21 protein-coding genes are annotated in these 21,369 nt (G+C 64.7%); 12 read left to right on the top strand and 9 right to left on the bottom strand.

What is annotated here, in order from left to right; genetic code table 11:
- Positions 1-857 (top strand): electron transfer flavoprotein subunit alpha/FixB family protein (locus FJ980_RS09240; protein WP_140542605.1); only part of this gene is annotated, 857 nt, incomplete at its 5' end.
- A 200-nt stretch (positions 858-1,057) separates the two neighbouring features.
- Positions 1,058-1,936 carry a 3-hydroxybutyryl-CoA dehydrogenase gene (locus tag FJ980_RS09235; RefSeq protein WP_140542604.1) on the top strand — a complete coding sequence of 293 codons (879 nt, stop codon included), beginning with the start codon at positions 1,058-1,060 and terminating at the stop codon, positions 1,934-1,936.
- Between the two features lie 30 nt (positions 1,937-1,966).
- Here the strand turns inward: FJ980_RS09235 and FJ980_RS09230 are convergent, their stop codons facing one another.
- The 3 genes from FJ980_RS09230 to FJ980_RS09220 form a co-directional block, all read right to left on the bottom strand.
- On the bottom strand, positions 1,967-3,856 hold the full coding sequence (locus FJ980_RS09230; protein WP_246676366.1) for a PAS domain S-box protein: 1,890 nt from the start codon (positions 3,854-3,856) through the stop codon (positions 1,967-1,969).
- 243 nt (positions 3,857-4,099) lie between these two features.
- On the bottom strand, positions 4,100-4,738 hold the full coding sequence (locus FJ980_RS09225; RefSeq protein ID WP_140542602.1) for an NrsF family protein: 639 nt from the start codon (positions 4,736-4,738) through the stop codon (positions 4,100-4,102).
- Positions 4,735-5,277, bottom strand: a complete 543-nt coding sequence (locus tag FJ980_RS09220) for a sigma-70 family RNA polymerase sigma factor (RefSeq protein ID WP_140542601.1) — start codon at positions 5,275-5,277, stop codon at positions 4,735-4,737. The genes FJ980_RS09225 and FJ980_RS09220 overlap by 4 nt, the downstream gene beginning before the upstream one ends.
- A 203-nt stretch (positions 5,278-5,480) precedes the next feature.
- On the opposite strand from FJ980_RS09220, the gene FJ980_RS09215 reads away from it, so the two are divergent.
- From FJ980_RS09215 to FJ980_RS09195, 5 genes are all read left to right on the top strand, one after another.
- Positions 5,481-6,485 (top strand): iron ABC transporter substrate-binding protein, encoded by a 1,005-nt coding sequence (locus tag FJ980_RS09215; protein ID WP_140542600.1) that lies wholly within the window; start codon positions 5,481-5,483, stop codon positions 6,483-6,485.
- Positions 6,486-6,708: 223 nt separating this feature from the next.
- Entirely contained in the window at positions 6,709-8,235 is a 1,527-nt protein-coding gene (locus tag FJ980_RS09210; protein WP_246676367.1) for an iron ABC transporter permease, read from the top strand.
- A complete protein-coding gene (locus tag FJ980_RS09205; RefSeq protein ID WP_140542598.1) occupies positions 8,232-9,314 on the top strand; it encodes an ABC transporter ATP-binding protein in 1,083 nt (360 codons plus the stop codon). Before FJ980_RS09210 ends, FJ980_RS09205 begins: the two co-directional genes overlap by 4 nt.
- Positions 9,315-9,368: 54 nt before the next feature.
- The gene (locus FJ980_RS09200) at positions 9,369-9,644 is read left to right on the top strand and encodes an AbrB/MazE/SpoVT family DNA-binding domain-containing protein (RefSeq protein ID WP_140542597.1); all 276 of its coding nucleotides are present in this window, start codon (positions 9,369-9,371) and stop codon (positions 9,642-9,644) included.
- On the top strand, positions 9,641-10,039 hold the full coding sequence (locus tag FJ980_RS09195) for a type II toxin-antitoxin system VapC family toxin (protein WP_140542596.1): 399 nt from the start codon (positions 9,641-9,643) through the stop codon (positions 10,037-10,039). Before FJ980_RS09200 ends, FJ980_RS09195 begins: the two co-directional genes overlap by 4 nt.
- Before the next feature lie 3 nt (positions 10,040-10,042).
- On the opposite strand, the gene FJ980_RS09190 is transcribed toward FJ980_RS09195, so the two are convergent.
- The 5 genes from FJ980_RS09190 to FJ980_RS09170 form a co-directional block, all read right to left on the bottom strand.
- Positions 10,043-10,840, bottom strand: coding sequence for a phosphodiesterase (locus tag FJ980_RS09190; RefSeq protein ID WP_140542595.1), 798 nt, complete (start codon positions 10,838-10,840; stop codon positions 10,043-10,045).
- Positions 10,841-10,888: 48 nt separating this feature from the next.
- Positions 10,889-11,989, bottom strand: coding sequence for a sn-glycerol-3-phosphate ABC transporter ATP-binding protein UgpC (gene ugpC, locus FJ980_RS09185; protein WP_140542594.1), 1,101 nt, complete (start codon positions 11,987-11,989; stop codon positions 10,889-10,891).
- Between the two features lie 11 nt (positions 11,990-12,000).
- Positions 12,001-12,915, bottom strand: coding sequence for an ABC transporter permease subunit (locus FJ980_RS09180; protein WP_140542593.1), 915 nt, complete (start codon positions 12,913-12,915; stop codon positions 12,001-12,003).
- Positions 12,916-12,923: 8 nt separating this feature from the next.
- On the bottom strand, positions 12,924-13,808 hold the full coding sequence (locus FJ980_RS09175) for an ABC transporter permease subunit (RefSeq protein WP_140542592.1): 885 nt from the start codon (positions 13,806-13,808) through the stop codon (positions 12,924-12,926).
- 167 nt (positions 13,809-13,975) lie between these two features.
- Entirely contained in the window at positions 13,976-15,328 is a 1,353-nt protein-coding gene (locus FJ980_RS09170) for an extracellular solute-binding protein (RefSeq protein ID WP_140542591.1), read from the bottom strand.
- Positions 15,329-15,567: 239 nt separating this feature from the next.
- Here FJ980_RS09170 and FJ980_RS09165 point away from each other — a divergent pair, with 239 nt between their 5' ends.
- Positions 15,568-16,608 carry an endonuclease/exonuclease/phosphatase family protein gene (locus FJ980_RS09165; protein WP_140542590.1) on the top strand — a complete coding sequence of 347 codons (1,041 nt, stop codon included), beginning with the start codon at positions 15,568-15,570 and terminating at the stop codon, positions 16,606-16,608.
- Positions 16,609-16,611: 3 nt separating this feature from the next.
- Here FJ980_RS09165 and FJ980_RS09160 read toward each other — a convergent pair whose 3' ends face one another.
- A complete protein-coding gene (locus FJ980_RS09160) occupies positions 16,612-17,301 on the bottom strand; it encodes a TlpA disulfide reductase family protein (RefSeq protein WP_140542589.1) in 690 nt (229 codons plus the stop codon).
- A gap of 33 nt (positions 17,302-17,334) precedes the next feature.
- Between FJ980_RS09160 and argH the strand changes: the two genes are divergently transcribed.
- The 4 genes from argH to FJ980_RS09140 all read left to right on the top strand — a co-directional run bounded on the left by argH (position 17,335) and on the right by FJ980_RS09140 (position 21,361).
- Positions 17,335-18,735: an argininosuccinate lyase gene (gene argH / locus FJ980_RS09155; RefSeq protein WP_140542588.1), complete on the top strand. Its 1,401-nt coding sequence runs from the start codon at positions 17,335-17,337 to the stop codon at positions 18,733-18,735.
- Positions 18,736-18,862: 127 nt separating this feature from the next.
- Positions 18,863-19,069 carry a lipoprotein gene (locus FJ980_RS09150; RefSeq protein WP_095767477.1) on the top strand — a complete coding sequence of 69 codons (207 nt, stop codon included), beginning with the start codon at positions 18,863-18,865 and terminating at the stop codon, positions 19,067-19,069.
- 55 nt (positions 19,070-19,124) lie between these two features.
- Positions 19,125-20,393 (top strand): diaminopimelate decarboxylase, encoded by a 1,269-nt coding sequence (gene lysA / locus FJ980_RS09145; protein ID WP_140542587.1) that lies wholly within the window; start codon positions 19,125-19,127, stop codon positions 20,391-20,393.
- 26 nt (positions 20,394-20,419) lie between these two features.
- On the top strand, positions 20,420-21,361 hold the full coding sequence (locus FJ980_RS09140; RefSeq protein ID WP_140542586.1) for a threonine/serine dehydratase: 942 nt from the start codon (positions 20,420-20,422) through the stop codon (positions 21,359-21,361).
- The last annotated feature ends 8 nt before the right edge of the window (positions 21,362-21,369 follow it).

Here is a 21,369-nt window from a genome sequence, read left to right as displayed (position 1 = left end):
CTCTCCAGATCGGCTCCGATGTCGACGTGCTGGTGGCCGGCAAGGGCGCCAAGGCAGCTGCCGATGCCGCTGCCAAGCTGAAGGGCGTGCGCAAGGTGCTGCTCGCCGAGGCCGACGAGCTTGCCGAGCGTCTCGCCGAGCCGACGGCGGCGCTGGTCGTCTCGCTCGCCGGCTCCTATGACGCGATCGTCGCGCCGGCCACCTCGTCGGGCAAGAACATCGCGCCGCGCGTGGCGGCACTCCTCGACGTCGCCCAGATGTCCGAGATCATCGAGGTGGTCTCGCCCGACACCTTCAAGCGGCCGATCTATGCCGGCAATGCCATCCAGACCGTGCAGTCGACCGACGCCAAGAAGGTCATCACGGTGCGAACCGCGTCCTTCGCGGCGGCGCCGGAAGGCGGCTCGGCCGCGGTCGAGACGGTCAACGCCGCCGCCAATCCAGGCCTCTCCTCTTTCATCGAGAACAAGCTCTCCGAGAACGACCGTCCGGAGCTGACGTCGGCCAAGATCATCATCTCGGGCGGCCGCGCGCTTGGTTCCTCGGAGAAGTTCCAGGAAGTCATCCTGCCGGTCGCCGACAAGCTCGGCGCCGCGGTCGGCGCAAGCCGAGCCGCGGTCGATGCCGGCTATGCGCCGAACGACTGGCAGGTCGGCCAGACCGGCAAGGTGGTCGCGCCCGACCTCTACATCGCCGTCGGCATTTCCGGCGCCATCCAGCACCTGGCCGGCATGAAGGATTCGAAGGTGATCGTCGCCATCAACAAGGACGAGGAAGCCCCGATCTTCCAGGTCGCCGATTACGGCCTGGTCGGCGATCTCTTCGTCATCCTGCCGGAGCTGCAAAAGGCGCTTTGACGCCACCGGTTCTGGCATATTAAAATCGGAAGGGTGGGGTAGACGAAGTCGCCCCGCCCTTTTAGTTTGCACTGCACAAAAAGCGGGCCATCAAGGCCTGAAGCCAATCCGGCGGTTTTGCGTCCGGATTGCAGGAAATGAACAACAGGAGCGTTTCCGCGCTTCAAGAAGCGGAAGATGCTCCGGACGGGATCGGGGTCATGAGCAAGATCGAGACGATCGGCATTGTCGGCGCGGGTCAGATGGGTGGCGGTATCGCCCATGTCTCGGCGCTGGGCGGCTACAAGGTCATGATCCACGACGTGTCGCCCGACCGTATCGAGAAGGGCATCGCCACCATCAGCGGCAACATGGCGCGCCAGGTCGGTTCCGGCAAACTCGAGGAGAAGGCGCGCAACGAAGCAATGGCGCGTATTTCCGCCGCCCCGACCATGGCCGATCTCGCGGCCGCCGATCTGGTGATCGAAGCGGCGACCGAGGACGAGACGGTCAAGCGCAAGATCTACGCGCAGCTTTGCCCGCAGCTCAACCCGGAAGCGATCCTGGCGACAAACACCTCGTCGATCTCGATCACCCGGCTTGCCGCGCAGACCGACCGGCCGGAACGCTTCATCGGCATTCATTTCATGAACCCGGTGCCGGTGATGAAGCTGGTCGAGCTGGTGCGCGGTATCGCCACGGAGGACCAGACCTTCGAGGCTGCCAAGAGCTATGTGAAGCACCTCGACAAGACGATCACCGTTTCCGAGGATTTCCCGGCCTTCATCGTCAACCGCATCCTTTTGCCGATGATCAACGAGGCGATCTACACGCTCTATGAGGGCGTCGGCACGGTCGACGCCATCGATACCGCCATGCGGCTCGGCGCCAACCACCCGATGGGACCGCTGCAGCTTGCCGACTTCATCGGCCTCGACACCTGCCTGTCGATCATGCAGGTGCTGCATGAGGGCCTGTCGGATTCGAAATACCGCCCCTGCCCGCTGCTGGTGAAATATGTCGAGGCCGGCTGGCTCGGCCGCAAGACCGGCCGCGGCTTCTACGACTATCGCGGCGACCATCCGGTGCCGACGCGCTGATCTTCCCCGGCTGAACCCTTTCGAAACGGCTCAGGACGCCGCGGCGAGCGGCGGAGGTGGCACGCCGACTTTCGAAATTTCGTCTTCGTCGGGCGCGGCGGAAACGCAGCCGCGCCCGGCCGCCTTGGCGGCATAGCAGGCGGCGTCGGCGCGGGCGATGATCTCGTCCACTTCGCCGCAACCGGCGCGGATCGGCGCAAGCCCGATGCTGGCGCCGATCGAATGCGGGCGCCCGTCCCAGCTGAAGTCGAGGTTGCCGATGGCGTCGATGATCGAGCGCGCCGCAATCGGCCCGTGCGCCGCGGCGCCCGATTTGAGGACGACGGCGAACTCGTCGCCGCCAAGCCGCGCAACGATGTCTTCCGGGCCAAGCACATTGCGCAGGGCGTCGGCCACGCGCTTGAGCAGCGCATCGCCCGCGGCATGGCCGCCGGTGTCGTTGACCGCCTTGAAGTGATCGAGATCGACGAACATGAACTGATGCTCGCCGCCATTGAGGCGGCATTGGTCGACCAGGTCCTCCATGATGCGGATGAAGCTCGAGCGATTGGCGAGCCCGGTCAGCGCGTCGTGGGCGGCGGCGTAGGACAGCTGGCGCTGCAGGGCGCGCGCGTCGCTGAAATCCTGGAAGACGATGACGAGGCCGCAGAACTCGTGGCGGTCGTTCATGATCGGCGACACCACCTGGCGGATGCTGCAGCGCGTGTCGTCGCGCCGGACAAGGACAGCGCGCGTGTTCTGGTCGCAGTGCGGCCGCTCGCTCGTGGAAGGGCGCGAGAGCGCGATTTTCTGTCCGCTTTCCTCGTCGACCGCCCAGTAGACATGGCCGAGCTGCTTGCCCAGGGCCTCGCCGACTTCGACGCCGGTGAGTTTTTCCGCGACCGGGTTCATGAAGGTGATGCGGTTGGCGGCATCGGTGCAGATCACCGCGTCGCCGATCGACTGCAGCGTCACCCTGAGACGCTCTTTCTCGTCGGCCAGCATAGCCGCCGAAACCATCAGCCGCGCCTCGGCCTCCTTGCGTTCCGTGATATCGGTCAGGCTGCCGATTGCCCGGATCAGCCGGCCCCCGCCGTCGCGCTCGATCGCCTTGCCGCGGTCGAGAATCCAGACCCAGCGGCCGTCCTTGTGCCGCATCCGGAATTCGGCCTCGAAAAAGGGCGTCTCGCCGGCAAGATGCGCGCGGTCCGCCTCGGCGACGCGTTCCTGATCGTCGGGATGGATCATGGTCAGCCAGCGATCGGGGTCGCCGTCGAGCTCGCCATCGGCATAACCCAGCATCTTCACCCAGGTATCGGAATAGGTGGTGCCGCCCTTGCGCATATCGAGGCTCCAGATACCCTGTCCGGCACTGGTGAGCGCGAAATTCCACCGGTCCTCTGCCTCGGCGATGCGCGCTTCGGCCTGCTTGCGCGCATCGATGTCCTCGATCTGCGACACCAGATAGAGCGGACGACCTGTCTCCTCTTCACGGATGACCGAGCCGGCGAGCTGCGCCCAGACCGGGGTGCCGTCCTTGCGCAGATACCGCTTCTCGAAATGGAAGGAGTGGATCTTGCCTTCCTTCAGGCTCGTCATCGTCTCGCGGCCGATCTGCAGGTCGTCGGGATGCGTGATCTGGAAGAAAGTCAGCGCCTCGATCTCCGCGCGGGTGTATCCCAGCATGTCGGCGAAGGCAGGGTTGGCCTGAACGATCCGGCCATCGAGGCCGACAATGGCGACGCCTATCGCCGAATCCTCCATGGCCCGGCGGAAGCGTTGCTCGCTCTCGGCAATCTGCCGGCGGTCGTCGATGATTTTGCGGATGAACAGCGCCGAGACAAACAGCGTGACGGCCGTGACGGCGACGGATATCTGCAGGCAGACCTTCATCGCGTCAGTGCCGAGTTCCAGCGCCGGCAACAGGACCGATGCCGTCAAGGCAACGAGTCCGGCTGCCATCAAGACGGGCACGGCGCGCTTGCCGGCCCGCGGACCTTTCCAACTCAACCACGCCACAATGCGATCCCACCCAATGCGCGACTGCGCGTTGCCACAACCCTGGCGGATCGATTTTAAGGAATGGTTGCACGAGCGGCAGCGGCCGCTCCGGTAACCGGCAAACAATTGCCGGTATGATTAAGGTACTGTTTCAAAACTGTACCGAAGGATCGGTGTGTGATCCTACCAGCGGACGAAAAACCGCCCGCCAAGCGCGCCGAGCGCGGTGAGGAAGGCGATCGCGACCGTGTACCAGGTGGCGACGAAGAGCGGCGAATCGTCGAAGCAATGCGCGGCGTAGAAGGTAGCCGCGAGCCCGCCCGCGAGCAGGCCCGCCACCGCGCCCGCCAGCACCGGCCGCGTCGGCGCGCCATAGCGCAGCATGCCGAGGAAGATCGCCAGCGGGCCGATGCCGATCAGCGGAATGAAGCTCATGCAGATCATCATGTTCGAGCCGATAAGCCGCTTGCCCCAATCGGCCTCCGGCACGACGAAAAGCTCGAGAACCACCGCCAGCACCACCAGAAGCGGCGCGGCAATCATCCAGGCCATTGCGCGCCTGGTCGAGGCGCCCGGCATCGACAGCGCGCGAATCAGCGCGAAGGCGCTGGCGGCGAGCGTCAGCGTGAACACGAATTTGGACATGAAGCGCATCGTGTGCATGGCCGGCATGATGTCGGGACGCGGCCCGATGGTCGCGAAGAAGACCGCCGCCGCGATCACCACGGCCACGCCGACCGCCAGCCACCAGGCTTTGCCCATCGGCATCGCCTCGTCGCGGGCATCGGCGTCGAGCGCCTTGATGAGATCCTCTGTCCTCATGTCGCTGTTCGTCCAAATCTTTTAGCGATCGCGGCCAGGCCGCGATGCAGCGAAACGCGCACCGCCGTCTCGCTGATGCCGAGCTTGGCCGCCGTCTCGCCGATCGACTGCCCGTCGACCGAGATCAAGGAGACGACGGAGCGTTGCGACGGCGGCAGGCCGTCTAGCGCCCGGTTGATGTCGCGCTCGCTCACCGTTTCCGTCTCCGGCTCGGCGAAGGTTTCCGCGATCTCGTCGATCTCGACCTCGATGCGTCGTCCGCGGCGGCGGAACGCGTCGATCAGCTTGAAACGGGCGATCGCATAGACCCAGGGCAGCACCGGCGCATCCGGCCGCCAGGTGTGGCGTTTGACATGAATGGCCAGCAAGGTTTCCTGCACGACATCCTCGGGATCGACCCCGCCTTGAACGATCTTGCGCCGGACAAAGCCGCGAACGAGGGCGGCGATCCCGTGCAGAAAGTCGGCATAAGCCCTTTCGTCTCCCGCGATCGCGGCCCTGAGCAGCCGGGAAAGCTCGGCCTCGTCCTTGCCGGTCACAAGAGTTCACCCCCAATGTTCGCGTCTCGGCCCTGGTTTGTTACGTGGCCGGCGAAATAATGTCCAAGCCAAACTACCGCAAAATCACGAAAGTTTGCGGACGGCGACCGATTGAAGCAGGGTCACAATGTTGACTATTACAATCATGTATTGATAGGTGCAGCCGTGCCCAAAACCCCTGTCTCGAATTGAGGACGATGCTCATGAAAATTGCCCTATCCACGCTCGCCGGCGCCGCGCTGGCGCTCGGCCTGACCGCAGGCTCCGCCATGGCCAAGGATCAAGGTATCGTTGTCTACAATGCCCAGCATGAGAGCCTCGCCAAGGAATGGGCAGCGGGCTTCACCAAGGAAACCGGCATCAAGGTCACGCTGCGCAACGGCGGCGACAGCGACTTCTCCAACCAGATCGTCGCCGAGGGAGCGGCCTCGCCGGCCGACGTGTTCCTGACCGAGAATTCGCCGGCAATGGCGCTGGTCGAGGCCGCCGGACTGTTCGCGCCGGTCGACGCCGATACGCTGGCGCAGGTGCCGCAGGAATACCAGCCGTCGACTGGCAAGTGGGTCGGCGTTGCCGCCCGCAGCACCGTCTTTGCCTATAACAAGGCCAAGCTGAAGGAAGACCAGTTGCCGAAGTCGCTGCTCGACCTTGCCGATCCGAGCTGGAAGGGCCGCTGGGCCGCTTCGCCGTCCGGCGCCGACTTCCAGGCCATTGTCAGCGCCCTGCTTGAGCTCAAGGGCGAGGCCGCTACCGCCGACTGGCTGAAGGCGATGAAGGAGAATTTCACCGCCTACAAGGGCAACTCAACGGTGATGAAGGCGGTCAATGCCGGCGAGATCGATGGCGGCGTGATCTACCACTATTACTATTTTGGCGATCAGGCCAAGACTGGCGAGAACAGCGGGAATGTCGGCCTGCACTATTTCAAGAACCAGGATCCGGGCGCCTTCGTTTCGGTGTCGGGCGGCGGCGTGCTGGCTTCCAGCAAGCATCCGAAGGAAGCCCAGGCATTCCTGAAGTGGGTGACCGGCAAGGGCGGCCAGGATGTGCTGAAGACCGGAACGTCCTATGAATATGCGATCGGCAAGGATGTCCAGTCCAACCCTAAGCTGGTGCCGCTGACCGACCTGCAGGCGCCGAAAGTCGATCCGGCGACGCTGAATTCCAAGAAGGTCATCGACCTGATGACGCAAGCCGGCTTGCTTTAGTTCGCGTTCGTCCTAAAAGGGCAAACGACCGTGCTCCCGCGGGAATTTGCCTTCCGCGGGAGCGTTTTTGTTTGGAGATCGCTTCGTCGATGATAATCGACTGCGCTTCGACCCGCCTGAGTGTCACATCGCACCGCTTCCGCCGGCAGGCGGAGGCGACCCAGCGGCCTGCCTGATGCAACCGGCGCTCGACATGACGCCGGCAAGGCTGCCGGCGACCGGGATGAAGAAGCGCCGGTCCGTGTCGTGGATCACGCTCGCCGCAGCCCTTGTCTCGCTCACCGCGCTGCTGCCGCTCGCCTTCATCGTCTGGGTCGCGATCCAGACCGGCAGGGGCACCGTGGTGGCGCTGATCTTCCGCCCGCGCGTCGGCGAATTGCTGGTCAACACCATGCTCCTTGTCGCAATCGCCGTGCCGATTGCGATCGTGCTGTCGGTGGTGCTGGCCTGGCTGACCGAGCGCAGCGACCTGCCCGGCAACCGCTGGTGGTCGTGGCTTTCGGTCGCGCCGCTCGCCATCCCCGCTTTCGTGCACTCCTATGCCTGGATCAGCTTCGTTCCGGGCCTGCACGGGCTGTGGGCCGGCGTGCTGGTCTCCGTGATCGCTTATTTCCCATTCCTTTACCTGCCGATCGCCGCCGCGCTGCGCCGCCTCGATCCGGCGCTGGAGGATGCGGCCGCAGCGCTCGGTCTTGGCCCGTGGCGGGTCTTCGCGCGCGTCGTGCTGCCGCAGCTCAGGCTCGCCATCTGCGGCGGCTCGCTGCTGGTCGGCCTGCATCTGCTTGCCGAATACGGCCTCTATGTCTTCATCCGTTTCGACACCTTCACCACCGCGATCGTCGACCAGTTCCAGTCGACCTTCAACGGTCCGGCGGCCAACATGCTGGCTGCGGTGCTGGTGGTATGCTGCCTTTTCCTGCTCGCCCTCGAGGTGATGATCCGCGGCGAGGAGCGCTATGCCCGCGTCGGTTCCGGCGCCGCGCGCAAGCAGCAGCGTGCTCGCCTCGGCCGCGCCGCCTTGCCATGCCTGCTTTTACCGGCGGGCGTCGCGCTGCTGTCGCTCGGCGTGCCCTTCGTCACGATCAGCCGCTGGCTGCTCGCCGGCGGCATGGAAGTCTGGCGTTGGGACGAGATCGGCCTGGCGCTCGGCCAGACGCTGTTCCTCGCCATCGCCGGCGCGGTGCTTGCAACGATTGCCGCCATGCCCATGGCCTGGATCTCGATCCGCGCGCCGGGGCCGCTGCAACGGCTGCTCGAGAGCTGCAACTATATCGTCGGCGCGTTGCCGGGCGTGGTCATCGCGCTGGCACTGGTGACCATCACCGTGCGCGTCGCGCTGCCGCTCTACCAGACGCTGTTCACCATCCTGTTCGGTTACGCGCTGATGTTCCTGCCGCGCGCGCTGATAAGCCTGCGTGCCTCGATCGCGCAGGCGCCGGTGGAGCTGGAGCGCGCGGCCTCCAGCCTCGGCCGTCCGCCGATCAATGCGCTGTGGTCGACGACCATCCGCCTTTCGGCCCCGGGCGCCGCGGCCGGCATGGCGATGGTGGCGCTCGGCATCACCAACGAGCTCACCGCCACCCAGATGCTGGCGCCCAACGGCACCCGCACGCTGGCGATGGCGTTCTGGTCCTATAGCGGCGAGATCGACTACGCCTCCGCCGCCCCTTACGCGCTGATCATGGTGGCGATGTCGTTGCCGATGACCTGGTGGCTCTACATCCAGTCGAAGCGGATGGCCGGACGATGAGCTTTCTCGAACTCAGCGGCGTCGCGAAAAGCTACGGCCCGGTGACGGCGCTCGCCGGCGTCGACCTGAAAGTCGAAAGCGGCAGCCGCACCGCGATCGTCGGGCCGTCCGGCTGCGGCAAGACCACCTTGCTCAGGCTGATCGCCGGCTTCGAGGCGCCGGATCGCGGCCGCATCACGCTCGACGGCAAGGTGCTCGCCAATGGCGGCGCGGCCGTGCCGGCGCATCGCCGCGGCATCGGCGTGGTGGCCCAGGACGGTGCCCTGTTCCCGCATCTCACCATCGCCGACAATATCGGCTTCGGCATCCCGCGGAATGCCGACAAGCGAACCGAGCATATTGTCGAGCTCGCCTACATCGTCGGGCTGGACAAGGCGATCCTGAAGCGCCGGCCGCACGAGCTTTCCGGTGGCCAGCAGCAGCGCGTGGCGCTTGCCCGCGCCATGGCGATGAAGCCCAGGCTGATGCTGCTCGACGAACCATTTTCGGCGCTAGACACCGGGCTTCGCGCTTCGATGCGCAAGGCGGTGGCCGAGCTTCTGGAAGAGGCGGGCATCACCACCATCCTGGTCACGCACGACCAGGCCGAGGCGCTGTCCTTCGCCAGCCAGGTGGCGGTGATGCGCGAAGGGCTGTTCTCGCAAGTCGGCACGCCGCGCGAGCTCTATTTCCAACCCAGGGACAGGATGGTCGCCGAGTTCCTCGGCGACGCCATCATCGTGCCGGCCAGGATCGCGGACGGCTTCGCCGTATCGCGGCTCGGCCGCGTCGCCGTCGACACGAAGGGACGGCGCGATGTCGCCCGCATCATGCTGCGGCCCGAGCAGATCCTGCTCAAACGGACCTCGCGCGAAGGCATGTCGGGCATACCCGACATGCTGTTCGGCGAAGTGACGGACTGCGAGTTCGCGGGCTCGGTCTGCACCGTCGCGGTGCGGCTGCTCAACAGCCCGGACCCGCCCGATGCGGCCGCCATCGGCAACACGCCGCTGATCCTGCGCAGGACAGGCATGGACGCGCCGGAGATCGGCGAGATCGTGCGCTTGACCGTCACCGGCAAGGCGCATGTCTTTGCTTGATCCCCACCTTGAGAATAATGCAATTCTGCATTATTCTTGAGCTAGGAGGCCATTATGACGACACTGACGGTTACTGCGCGGGGTCAGGTCACGTTCCGGAAGGACGTGCTCAAGCATCTCGGCATCCAGCCCGGCGACAAGATCAGGCTTGATCTTCTACCCGGCGGGCGGGCGGAGCTGAAAGCCGACCAGGGCAAGGGCTCCTGGCAAGAGCTGAGCGGGATGCTCAAGGCCAAGACGAACGGCGCACGGCTTTCGATCGATGAGATCAACGATGCGATCGCCGACGCCGGCGCTTCGAGCGGGATGCGCGGAATCGAGCGCAAGTGAAGATCGGCCTCGACACCAACGTGCTGTTGCGCCTTGTCGTCGGGGACGACGAAGCGCAGCAACGGACCGCAGCCGAGACCCTGGAAGCAGCCGAGCTGGTCGCGATCAGCGTTCAAGCGCTCTGTGAATTTGTTTGGGTGCTGGACAGAAGTTACCGGGTCGCGCGGCCCGACATATCCGCCTCGATCCGCCGCACCCTCGATATGCGCAACGTCGTAGCCAACCGACCAACGATCGAAGCGGGCCTGGCCGTGCTCGACGCCGGTGGCGATTTCGCGGATGGCGTGATCGCGTTCGACGGCCAGTGGCTCGGCGGCGAAACTTTCGTGTCCTTCGACAAGAGAGCGGCAAAGCTCGTCGAAGGGTTGGGAACGCCCACGCTGTTGCTCGGGTGATTTCTACCGCACGCGCTGCCCGGTCGCCGGCGACCAAAGCGGCCATTGCTCCAGGAAATCAACGCTGTGGATGACCACGCGCTGCCCATCGATCAGGATGATCGAATAGGCGGGCGGCGCCTGCTCGACCACTTCGTCGCCGACCAGGTCGAGCATGAAGCGGGCATGCAGGCCGCGCTGCACCGAAAACGGAATGCCGGCGACGGTGCCCGCGATGTCGCGATGGACATGGCCGAAGAAGATGTAGCGGACATTGCCATGGCGGGTCAGCACGTCGATGAGCCGCTGCGGCTGTTCGAGGCCGAGCGGGTCGAGCAGCGTGAGCCCGAGCTCAACCGGTGGATGATGCAGGAAAATATAGGCGGCCTTGCCCGCCGCCTCGCCAAGCCGTGCGTCGAGCCATGCAAGCCGGTTGTCGCACAACTCGCCGGTGACGCGGCCTTCCGCCAGGCTGTCGACAAAAACGAGGCGCCCTTCCGGCGTGTCGAGCACCGACTGCACGAAACCGTTGCCGTCCGTCCCGTTATCCGGAAAGGCGGCGATCAGATTGGCGCGCCGGTCATGGTTTCCAGGCAGCAGCTGGTAAGGCACAGTGAGCCGGCTCAGCGCCGATTTCAAATCGGCATAGCTCTCGGCCTCGCCGTCGTCGGCCAGATCGCCGGTGAAGATGCAGAGCGCCGCATCGCCATGCCGCGCATTGATATGATCTATGCATCGATCGAGCCGCTCATTCAGATCCGCGCCGTAGCGCATCTGGCGCCGACGATCGAGATGGATGTCGGTGACCTGGATGATCTTCATTCCGTGAACCCTCAGATAATTTGCAAAGTCAGCCTTGCAAGGCCCGCCTTACAGCACCGGTTCCGGCACCGAAGCCTTGAAAACGTCGAGCCTGGCGCCCGTCTCCGAGGAGAAGAAGTGCAGGTCCGCTTCGGCGAACTGCAGGCCGACCGTGCTGCCCGGTTCGGGGTGGACGGTCTCGGACGTCACGATGGAGAACGGCGCGCCGTCGAGATCGACATAGACGACGCGGCCGGCGCCCAATTCCTCGACGAGGTCGACGGTCGCCGCGAGCGCTCCGGGCGTGCCCGGCGCCACCATGCGCACCGCCTCCGGCCGGACGCCGACAGCGACTTTCGCGCCGACCGGCAGGCCCGTGCGCGACACGTTGAGCTTGCGGCTGCCGCCGAGCAATGACAGCCCGTCGAGCGTGACGGTGCCTTCGAGCATGTTCATCGCCGGCGCGCCGACGAAGGTGGCCACGAAGCGGCTCGCCGGCCGGCTGTAGACTTCCGCCGGTGTGCCCACCTGCTCGACGCGGCCGCCATTCATCACCACCAGCCGGTCGGCCAGCGTCATCGCCTCGACCTGGTCGTGCGTGACGAAGACGGAAGTGGCGCTGAGGCGCCGGTGCAGCTTGCGGATTTCGGAGCGCATCTGCACCCGCAGCTTGGCGTCGAGGTTTGAGAGCGGCTCGTCGAAGAGGAACACCTTCGGCTCGCGGATCATGGCGCGGCCCATGGCGACGCGCTGGCGCTGGCCGCCGGAGAGCGCCATCGGCTTGCGGTCGAGCAGGTGCTCCAGCTCCAGGACGCGCGCCACCGCCTGGACGCGCTGGGCGCGTTCGGCCGACGGAACGCCGGCCACCTTCAGCGAATAGCCGATGTTCTGGGCCACGCTCATATGCGGGTAGAGCGCGTAGTTCTGGAACACCATGGCGCAGCCGCGCTCGCGCGGCTCGAGCTTGTTGACCACCGTGCCGTCGATCGCGATCGTGCCATCGGAAATCTCTTCCAGCCCGGCGATCATTCTGAGCAGCGTGGACTTGCCGCAACCGGAGGGTCCGAGGATGACGACGAATTCGCCCGACGCGAAGTCGAGGTCGACGCCATGCACGACCTGCGTCTTGGCGTAGTTCTTCTTGACGCCGCGAATGGTGATGGAGGCCATTTTCCGTCTCCTTATTTTTCGGTGGCGATCAGGCCGCGCACGAACCAGCGCTGCATCAGCACCACGACGATCAGCGGCGGCAGCATGACGATCAGAGTGCCGGCCATGGCGATATGCCATTCCGGCGCGCCGCCGACATTGGGTATCAGCTGCTTCAGCTCTGTCACCGCCATCGCATGCGACTGGTCGGTGGTGATAAGCAACGGCCACAGATACTGGTTCCAGGCCCACAGGAACATGATGGTGCCGAGCGCCGCCATGTTGTTGCGCGACAGCGGCAGCAGGATATCGACGAAGAAGCGCAGCGCGCCGGCTCCGTCCATGCGCGCCGCCTCGGTCAATTCGTCCGGCACGGTCAGGAAGAACTGGCGGTAGAGGAAGGTGCCGGTGGCGGTCGCGACCAGCGGCAGGATCAGGCCGCTATAGGAATTGAGCAGTCCCAGGCTGAGTGAAACCTGCACGCCCGAGACCTTCTCGATCAGCCAGGAAAGGCCGGTCAGGTCCATGATCGCCTGATAGGGCTCGAGCACATTGGCGACCACCGCGTAGGTCGGCACGATGCGCACCTCGAGCGGCAGCATCAGCGTGATGAAGATCAGCCAGAACATCAGCATGCGGCCGGGATAGCGGAAATAGACGATCGAGAAGGCGGTCAGCGCCGAGATGATGACTTTGCCGGCGGCGACGCCGAACGCCATGATGAAGGAGTTGAGCAGCTTCGGACCGAGATCGGCGGTGGTCCAGGCCGTCTTGATGTTGACCCAGAAATCGCTGCCCGGCAGCAGCGACATCGGCACGTCGTTGACGTCCTTCAGATTATGCGAGGCGGCGATCGCTACGATGACGAACGGCGCCACGCAGAATACGAAGCCGACGAACAGGATCAGATGCGTGAAGAAATTGAGGATCGGGGTGCGCTCGACCATGGCCCGCCTCAACGATAATGCACGCGCCGCTCGATGAAGCGGAACTGGACGATGGTGAGCGCGATGATGAGCAGCATCAGAATGATGCTCTGCGCGGCGGCGCCCGAATAATCGAGGCCTTTGAAGCCGTCGGAATAGATCTTGTAGACCATCAGATTGGTGGCGTTGGCCGGTCCGCCTGCGGTCATGATGTCGACGATGCCGAACGAATCCTGGAAGCTCTCGGTGATGTTGATGACCAGCAGGAAGAAGATGGTCGGCGTGATCAGCGGAAACTGGATATCCCAGAAGCGCCTGATGACGCCGGAGCCGTCCATCGCCGCCGCCTCGATCAGCGAGCGCGGAATCGCCTGGAAGGCGGCGAGGAAGAAGATGAAATTGTAGCCGACATATTTCCACGAGAAGGCGATGATGATCGAGGCCATGGCGTCGGTGCCGTCGAGGCCAGGGTCCCAGAAGCCGGGCCAGACCTGGTTGACCACGGCCATGAAGCCGGCTTCCGGTGCCAGGATGAAGCGAAACGCCAGCGCCAGCGCCGGTGCGGCGATGCCGTAAGGCCAGATCAGCACCACGCGGTAAAGCCATGAGCCGGCAAGCTGGCGGTCGGTCAAGGCGGCGAGAACCAGCGCGATTGTCATCGCAAGTCCCGTGCTGATGCCGGCGAAGATCATGCTGGCGGTGATCGAGTCCCAGTAGCTGGCGTTGGAAAGGATCGAACGGAAATTGTCGAGCCCGACCCAGATATTGCCGCCGCCCCAGGGCTGCTGCAGCGTCAGCGACCAGTACACGGCCTGCCCGGCCGGCCAGTAGAAGAAAGTGAAGATCAGAATAAGCTGCGGCACCGCGAACAGGATGCCGATCGTCCATTTGCTGAAAGTGACGCGTTTTTCCATCGATCCGCCGATGCCGTTGAACCGCCAACCCGCTCGCGCGGCACAAGACTAAGGCATGTCTCCCGAAAGTGGGAACCGGTTTCGCGACAAAGACATGCCCAAATCAAAAACCCAAATGAAATGGCCGCCCGTCGATGCTCGGCGGGCGGCCGTTCCAGTATCCGGGATCAGGGCAGGGTCTTACCCGGATAGGTCTGCTGGAAGCGCTCGAGGATCGCGTCGCCATTCTTGACCAGCGCGTCGAGGCCTTCCTGCACGCTGACCTTGTTGGCGAAGATCGCCTGCATCTGCGTGCCGAATTCGGCGCGGATCTGGGTGAAGTTGCCGAGGCGGATGCCGCGGGTGATATCGGTCGGCTCCGAGGCGGTCAGGCTGGCGATCGCCACTTCGCGGCCCTTATAGGGCGCCTTGTCGTAGAAGCCGTCGGACTTCATGAAATCGAAGCCCGACTTCGTCACCGGGATATAGCCGGTGTTGGTCGACCAGAACAAAGCGGTCTTGGGGTCGTGGATGAAGTTGAGGAACGCGGCCGCGCCCTTGTATTCGGCGTCCGACTTGCCCGACAGCACCCACAGCGAAGCGCCGCCGACCAGCGAGTTCTTGCGCTCGGTGCCGGCATAGACCGGCAGCTCGGCCACGTCCCATTTCATGCCTTCCTTCTGGGTGCGGCCGACCGTGCCGTGATCGCCGACCGAGGTCAGGATGAGCTGGCAGGTGCCGGTGGCGAAGGCCTGAACCATGTCCTGGCCGAGGTCCTTGGACTTGATCTTGACCAGACCGGCGTCATACCACTTCTTGAGGTCGGTGACGTACTGGACGAATTTGGTCTTGTTGACTTCCAGACGCGCGTCGAGACCGTCATAACCGTTGTTCTTGGTGGCGATCGGCTGGTTGTGCAGCGCCGAGAACTGTTCCATCAGCTGCCAGCTTTCGTTGGCCGAGATGTTGATCGCCATCGGGCAATCATAGCCGGCGTCCTTCAGCGCCTTGAGGTCGGCGGCGACGTCTTCCCAGGTCTTCGGCGCCTCGGTCTTGCCGATCTTGGCGAAGGCGTCCTTGTTCCAGTACATCAGCGCCGTCGACGAGTTGAACGGGAACGACAGCATCTCGCCCTTCGACGTCGCGTAGTAGCGGGCGATGCCCGGGAAATAGTCGCTGTAGTCGATCTTGTAGCCGTTCTCTTCCATCAGCTTGTCGGCGGGCTTGTAGGCGCCCGACAGCATCATGGTGGCGGTGCCGACGTCATAGACCTGGACGACGGTGGGCTGCTTGCCGGCGCGGAACGCGGCGATCGTGTTCTGCAGCGTGGCGTCGTAATTGCCCTGGCTGGTGCAGACGACCTGGTAGTCCTTTTGTGAATCGTTGAAGTTCTTGCACAGTGTGTCGACGACGCGGGCGAGGTCGCCCGAAAGACCGAACCAGAAGTCGAATTTGACCGGCTCGGCAAAAGCAGGAATCGCAAGCGCGGTGCTGAGCGCGCCAGCGGCAAGGGCGGCAAAGCCCCGCTTGATGATCGTCATGGTTTTTCCCTCTTGAGTGGCAGTGTGACAAGGTTTTGCGCAAGTCCTTGCCCGCTCTCATAGAGAAGGTATGTGACAGTTCTGTTGTGGGCCCGAAGCCCTGTGGACAGCCAGTCTCTCCTCCCCCGGCAGCGGTTGCGCCGGCATGAAAACGTCACATCGGCGCTCTAGGAAGCTAGGGCGCTGCGAAGCGTCGAAAAGACCTCCGTGATTAACCGGCTAACTGGATGAGAAGAGACATGCTGGTCCCGCAGCTCACGCACGTGCCCGTCGCCGCCCGCAACGCGATGCGGGACGGACCGCGCGACAGCGCTACTCATCTGCGCCACGCGGCCGCCGTTCGCGCCCTCGGCGAGATCGAGATCGGCGGCCGGGCGTCACGCGAGAGCACCGGCGAGAGCCTGACCGTCATGGCCTGGAACGTCGAGCGGCTGCGCCATGTCGATGCCATCGCCGCAACGATCGCCGGCCGGGCGCCACACGTCGTGCTGCTTTCGGAAGTTGACAAGGGCATGGCGCGCTCCGGCAACGGCCATCTTTTGAGCCGGCTTGCCGATCGTCTAGGCCATTCCTACGCCTATGGCGTCGAATTCCTCGAACTCGGCGCCGGCAATGAGACCGAGCAGGCGGCAAATGGCGGCGCCGAGAACATCGAGGGCTTCCACGGCAACGCCATAACCAGTGCCGTTCCGCTGCTGCGGCCCTTTCTCATTCGCCTGGACGCCGCTGGCGCCTGGTTCCTGCCGGAGCACGGCCAACCGCGCATCGGCGGCCGCATGGCGCTCGGCGGCCAGGTGATGGTCGGCGACCATCGGGTCACCGTCGTCTCGGTGCATCTCGAGAACCGTACGACCCCTGCCGGCCGCGCCGACCAGACGCGGCATCTGCTCGACGCCATCGACAGATATGACGCGGAAGCGCCGGTGCTGATCGGCGGCGATTTCAACACGCTGACCGCCACCTATGAAGAGCGTCACGCCGATCCGGCCGCATGGCAGGCGCACATCGACGCCGAACCGGACCGGCTGATGTGCCCCGACCGCCACGAGCCCCTCTTCGCCATCATGGCCGGGCGTGGCTACGATTGGCGCGACGCCAACACGCTGGACAAGCCGACGCAGCGGCGCCCGGCGGGCGACGCCACGCCCACCGGACATATCGACTGGTTCTTCACCCGCGGCCTCGCGGCAAGCGCATCGGCGACACTGCCGGCGGTGTTGCCGGACGGCAGCCCGAGCGCCGACCACGAGGCGCTGGTGGTTACGGTGCGGGTAAGATAGCGGTCACGATCCGGGTTCGAGCGCCGCTTCCACCAGCCGCTTGGCATCAGGGCTCGACCATTCGGCCGGGCCGTTCATATGCGCGATCAGGCAGCCTTCGCCGTCGATCAGCATGGTCACGGGAAGCCCGAGCGCCAGCCCGCGCGTCTTCGCCTCATTGAACAGGGCGATCGTCGGGTCCCGGTAAAAGCCGAGCGTCTCGACGCCTATCTCCTTGAGGAACTTCTTCGGCTTCGCGTCGTCGCCGGTATCGACATTGACCGCGATCACCTCGAATTCCTTGCTGCCCTTTTCCTTCTGCAGCGCGTCGAGCGCCGGCATCTCGGCGCGGCACGGCGCGCACCATGTGGCCCACAGATTGAGCAGCACGGTCTTGCCGGCATGGTCGGCGATTGTCATTGGCTTGCCGTCGGGGCCGTTGAAGGCCAAGCTCTTCAGCGACTGCGGCGGATCGGCCGGCTGCAGCGCCGCGACCTGGCCGACGGCCTTGGCGGCGACCTGCTTGGCCCGTCCGGCCTTGGCCTCGCAGGCGGCATCGTCCTTGCCGGCGGCCGCGACGGCCTTCTCGGGAGCGTTGTTGCCAGAACCGCTCTCGCTGACATATACCGCGACCGCGCCGGCCAGCACGCCCGCCACCAAAGCGGCGAGGATGAGGCGCGTAGCCGGAAAAAAGAATTTCTTGCCGTCTGCCATTTTCAAAACTGCTCCGGAGCACGGGTTATAGCGATGAGCGACAAGAAGGCCAGCAACCAGATGTGGGGCGGACGTTTTGCCTCGGGTCCGGCCGCGATCATGGAAGCGATCAACGCGTCGATCGGCTTCGACCGCAAGCTCTATGCGCAGGACATAAGCGGATCGATCGCCCATAGCGAGATGTTGGCTGAAACGGGCATTATTTCGGCCGCCGATCAAGAAAAAATCGCTCACGGGCTGAACACGATCTTGAAAGAGATCGAGGCCGGCACGTTCGAATTCTCGACCAAGCTCGAAGACATCCACATGAATGTCGAGGCCCGCCTTGCCGACCTGATCGGCCCGGCGGCGGGACGCCTGCACACCGCCCGCTCGCGCAACGACCAGGTGGCGGTCGATCTCCGGCTCTGGGTCAAGCAGGAATGCCAGCGCGTCGCCCGGGCGTTGAAGGACCTGATCGCCGCGTTCCTCGAACGCGCCGAGGAGCATGCGGCGACCGTCATGCCCGGCTTCACCCATATGCAGGCGGCGCAGCCGGTGACCTTCGGCCACCACTTGATGGCTTATGTCGAGATGTTCGGCCGCGACCTCTCGCGCGTCCGCGACGCCATCGAGCGCATGGACGAAAGCCCGCTGGGCGCGGCGGCCCTTGCCGGCACCAGTTTTTCCATCGATCGCCACATGACGGCGAAGGCGCTGGGTTTCCGCGAGCCGACGCGCAATTCCCTCGACAGCGTCTCGGACCGCGATTTCGCGCTCGAGTTCCTGAGCCTTGCCGCGATCTGCGCGACGCACCTCTCCAGGCTCGCCGAGGAGATCATCATCTGGTCGACGCCGCAATTCGGCTTCATCCGCCTGTCGGATTCCTTCTCCACCGGCTCCTCGATCATGCCGCAGAAGAAGAACCCGGATGCTGCCGAGCTGGTGCGCGGCAAGACCGGCCGCGTCAACGGCCATCTGGTCGGCCTGCTGACCGTGATGAAGGGCATGCCGCTGACCTACGGCAAGGACATGCAGGAAGACAAGGAAGCGGTCTTCGACGCCGCCGAGACGCTCGACCTGATGCTGGCGGCGACCGCCGGCATGGTGCGCGACATGACCGTCAACGCCGCCGCCATGAAGAAGGCCGCAGGCGCCGGTCACGCCACCGCGACCGACCTGGCCGACTGGCTGGTGCGCAATCTGGGCCTTCCCTTCCGCGACGCACACCATGTCACCGGCCGCGCCGTGGCGCTGGCCGAGGAGAAGAAGCTCGGGCTGGAGAAGCTCTCGCTGGACGACCTGCGCTCGATCCATTCGGGCATCACCGACGACATCTTCTCGGTGCTTGCCGTGCAGAATTCGGTCAAGAGCCGCACGAGCTTCGGCGGCACCGCGCCGTCGGAAGTGCGAAAGCAGATCCGCTACTGGAAAAAGCGGCTCGCCAAGCCTTAATGCATGTCGCCCACAAGTGTGCAGCGGTTCTGGGACAACGACATGCATCAAAACAATTGCCGTGATGCAAAGCGCTGAAAACTCGTCTAAAAGCGCAGCACGCAATCAGTTTCGAACGGATGGATCGATGACCCGTAGCAGGATTTTGGTGACGCTGGCGCTGCTGGCTGCGGTAGTCACCGTCACAGCCTGCGGCAGGAAGACCGGCCTCGACACGCCCTATGAGGCGGCGGAGCAGGCGCGCAAGGATGCCGAACGCGCCAAGCAGCCGGTGCCGCCCGAGCCGGAAAAACCCGTCAAGGACAGGAAATTCATCCTCGATCCCCTGCTCTAGAGCCGGTGAGATCGATCCGGTCTCATCGAGCTTCAACTTTCCGGAACCAACACCCGTGAACCATTTCGATTACCGCGACGGCGTGCTTCATGCCGAGGACGTCGCCATTCCCGACATCGCAGCCGAAGTCGGCACGCCCTTCTATTGTTATTCGACGGCGACGCTGACACGGCATTTCCGCGTCTTCAAGGAGGCTTTTTCCGGCCTCGACGCGCTGGTTTGCTACGCCATGAAGGCGAATTCCAACCAGGCCGTGCTGAGGACGCTGGCGAGGCAGGGCGCAGGCGCCGACGTGGTCTCCGAAGGCGAATTGCGCCGCGCTTTGGCCGCCGGCATCCCGGCCGGCAAGATCCTGTTTTCCGGCGTCGGCAAGACCGCGCGGGAAATGGACTTTGCCCTCAATGCCGGCATTCTCTGCTTCAACGTCGAATCCGAGCCTGAGCTGGAGCTTTTGTCGGCGCGCGCCGTGGCCCTCGGCAAGGTGGCGCCCATCTCGCTGCGCATCAATCCGGATGTCGATGCAAGGACGCACAAGAAGATCTCGACCGGCAAGGCCGAGAACAAGTTCGGCATTCCCTGGCAGCGCGCGCGGCAGGTCTATGCCCGCGCGGCTGAACTGCCCGGGATCAAGGTGACCGGCATCGACACCCATATCGGTAGCCAGATCACCGAATTGCAGCCTTTCGACGATGCCTTCGCATTGCTGGTCGAGCTGGTCGGAGCGCTGCGCGCCGACGGACATGCGATCGAGCATGTCGATCTTGGCGGCGGCCTCGGCATTCCTTACCGCGTCGACAACAGCCCGCCGCCGCTGCCCGACGCCTATGCCGAGATCGTCAGGAAGCACGTCACCAGGCTCGGCCTGAAAGTGATGTTCGAGCCAGGCCGGCTCATCGTCGGCAATGCCGGCATCCTTGTGTCTGAGGTCATCTATGTGAAGGAAGGCGACGCCAAGAACTTCCTCGTCGTCGACGCCGCCATGAACGACCTGATCCGGCCGACGCTCTATGACGCCTTCCATGACATCAGGCCGGTGGTGCAGCCGCCTGCTTCGGCGCCGCGTATGAAAGTCGACGTCGTCGGGCCGGTCTGCGAGACCGGCGATTTCATCGGCCTCGACCGCGACCTTCCGAGACTGGAGTCGGGCGACCTGATTGCGGTTTCCACCGCCGGCGCCTATGGCGCGGTGCAGGCCGGCACCTATAACACCAGGCTCCTGGTGCCCGAGGTGCTGGTCGATGGCGACCGCTTCCATGTCGTGCGGCCGCGCCAGACCTATGAGGACCTGATTGGATTGGATTCGGTCCCCGACTGGCTAAGGTAACCGAGCGGCGCCTTAAGGAGCTGGCCATGCTGGAAAAAAAGACGATCACGCGCGAACGCATCGCCGCCGTGGAGCCGCGCATCCGGCCCTATGTGCGCCACACGCCGGTCATGCGCGTCGACATGGCGGATTTCGACCGGCCCGCCTTTCCGGTCGACCTGAAGCTCGAATGTCTCCAGCATTCCGGCTCGTTCAAGGTGCGCGGCGCCTTCGCCAACCTGCTCGAACGCCAGGTTCCCGAAGCCGGCGTGGTCGCCGCGTCCGGCGGCAATCATGGCGCCGCCGTCGCTTACGCCGCCATGAAGCTCGGGCACAAGGCGACCATCTTCGTGCCCGAAGTCAGCCCGCCGGCGAAGCTCGCGCGCATTCGCGGCTACGGCGCCGAGCTGATCGTCGGCGGCGCGCGCTATGCCGAAGCGCTGGCCGCCAGCGAAGACTTCGCGGTCAGGACCGGCGCCCTGCAGATCCACGCCTTCAACCAGGAGGAAACGCTGCTCGGCCAGGGCACGCTCGGTCTGGAGATCGAGGCCGATCTGCGTGGGATCGACACGCTGCTGGTCGCGGTCGGCGGCGGCGGCCTTATCGGCGGCATCGCCGCCTGGTTCGCTGGCCGCATCCGCATCGTCGCCATCGAGCCGGAAGGGGCGCCGACGCTTTACCGCGCCCTGGAGGCCGGCCAGCCGGTCGATGCGCCCGCCGAGGGCATTGCCGCCGATTCGCTGGCGCCGAAGCGCGTCGGCGAAATGATGTTTCCGATCGCCGAAGCCTTCGTCGAGCGCTCGATCCTGGTCGGCGACGACGACATCGTCGCGGCGCAGAAGGCGCTGTGGGACCGCGTGCGAATCATTGCCGAGCCGGGTGGCACCGCCGCCTTCGCGGCCATGCTTTCCGGACGCTATGTGCCCGGAGACGGCGAGCGCGTGGCCGTCCTCGTCTGCGGCTCGAACACGAATCTCGCCAATTTCTGATCATAACC

It is taken from the genome of Mesorhizobium sp. B1-1-5 (assembly GCF_006443065.1).
In the GTDB taxonomy this organism is placed as follows: Bacteria; Pseudomonadota; Alphaproteobacteria; order Rhizobiales; family Rhizobiaceae; genus Mesorhizobium.
Note: the sequence above shows the minus strand (reverse complement) of the source record. Positions and strands in the feature narration are given on the sequence as shown.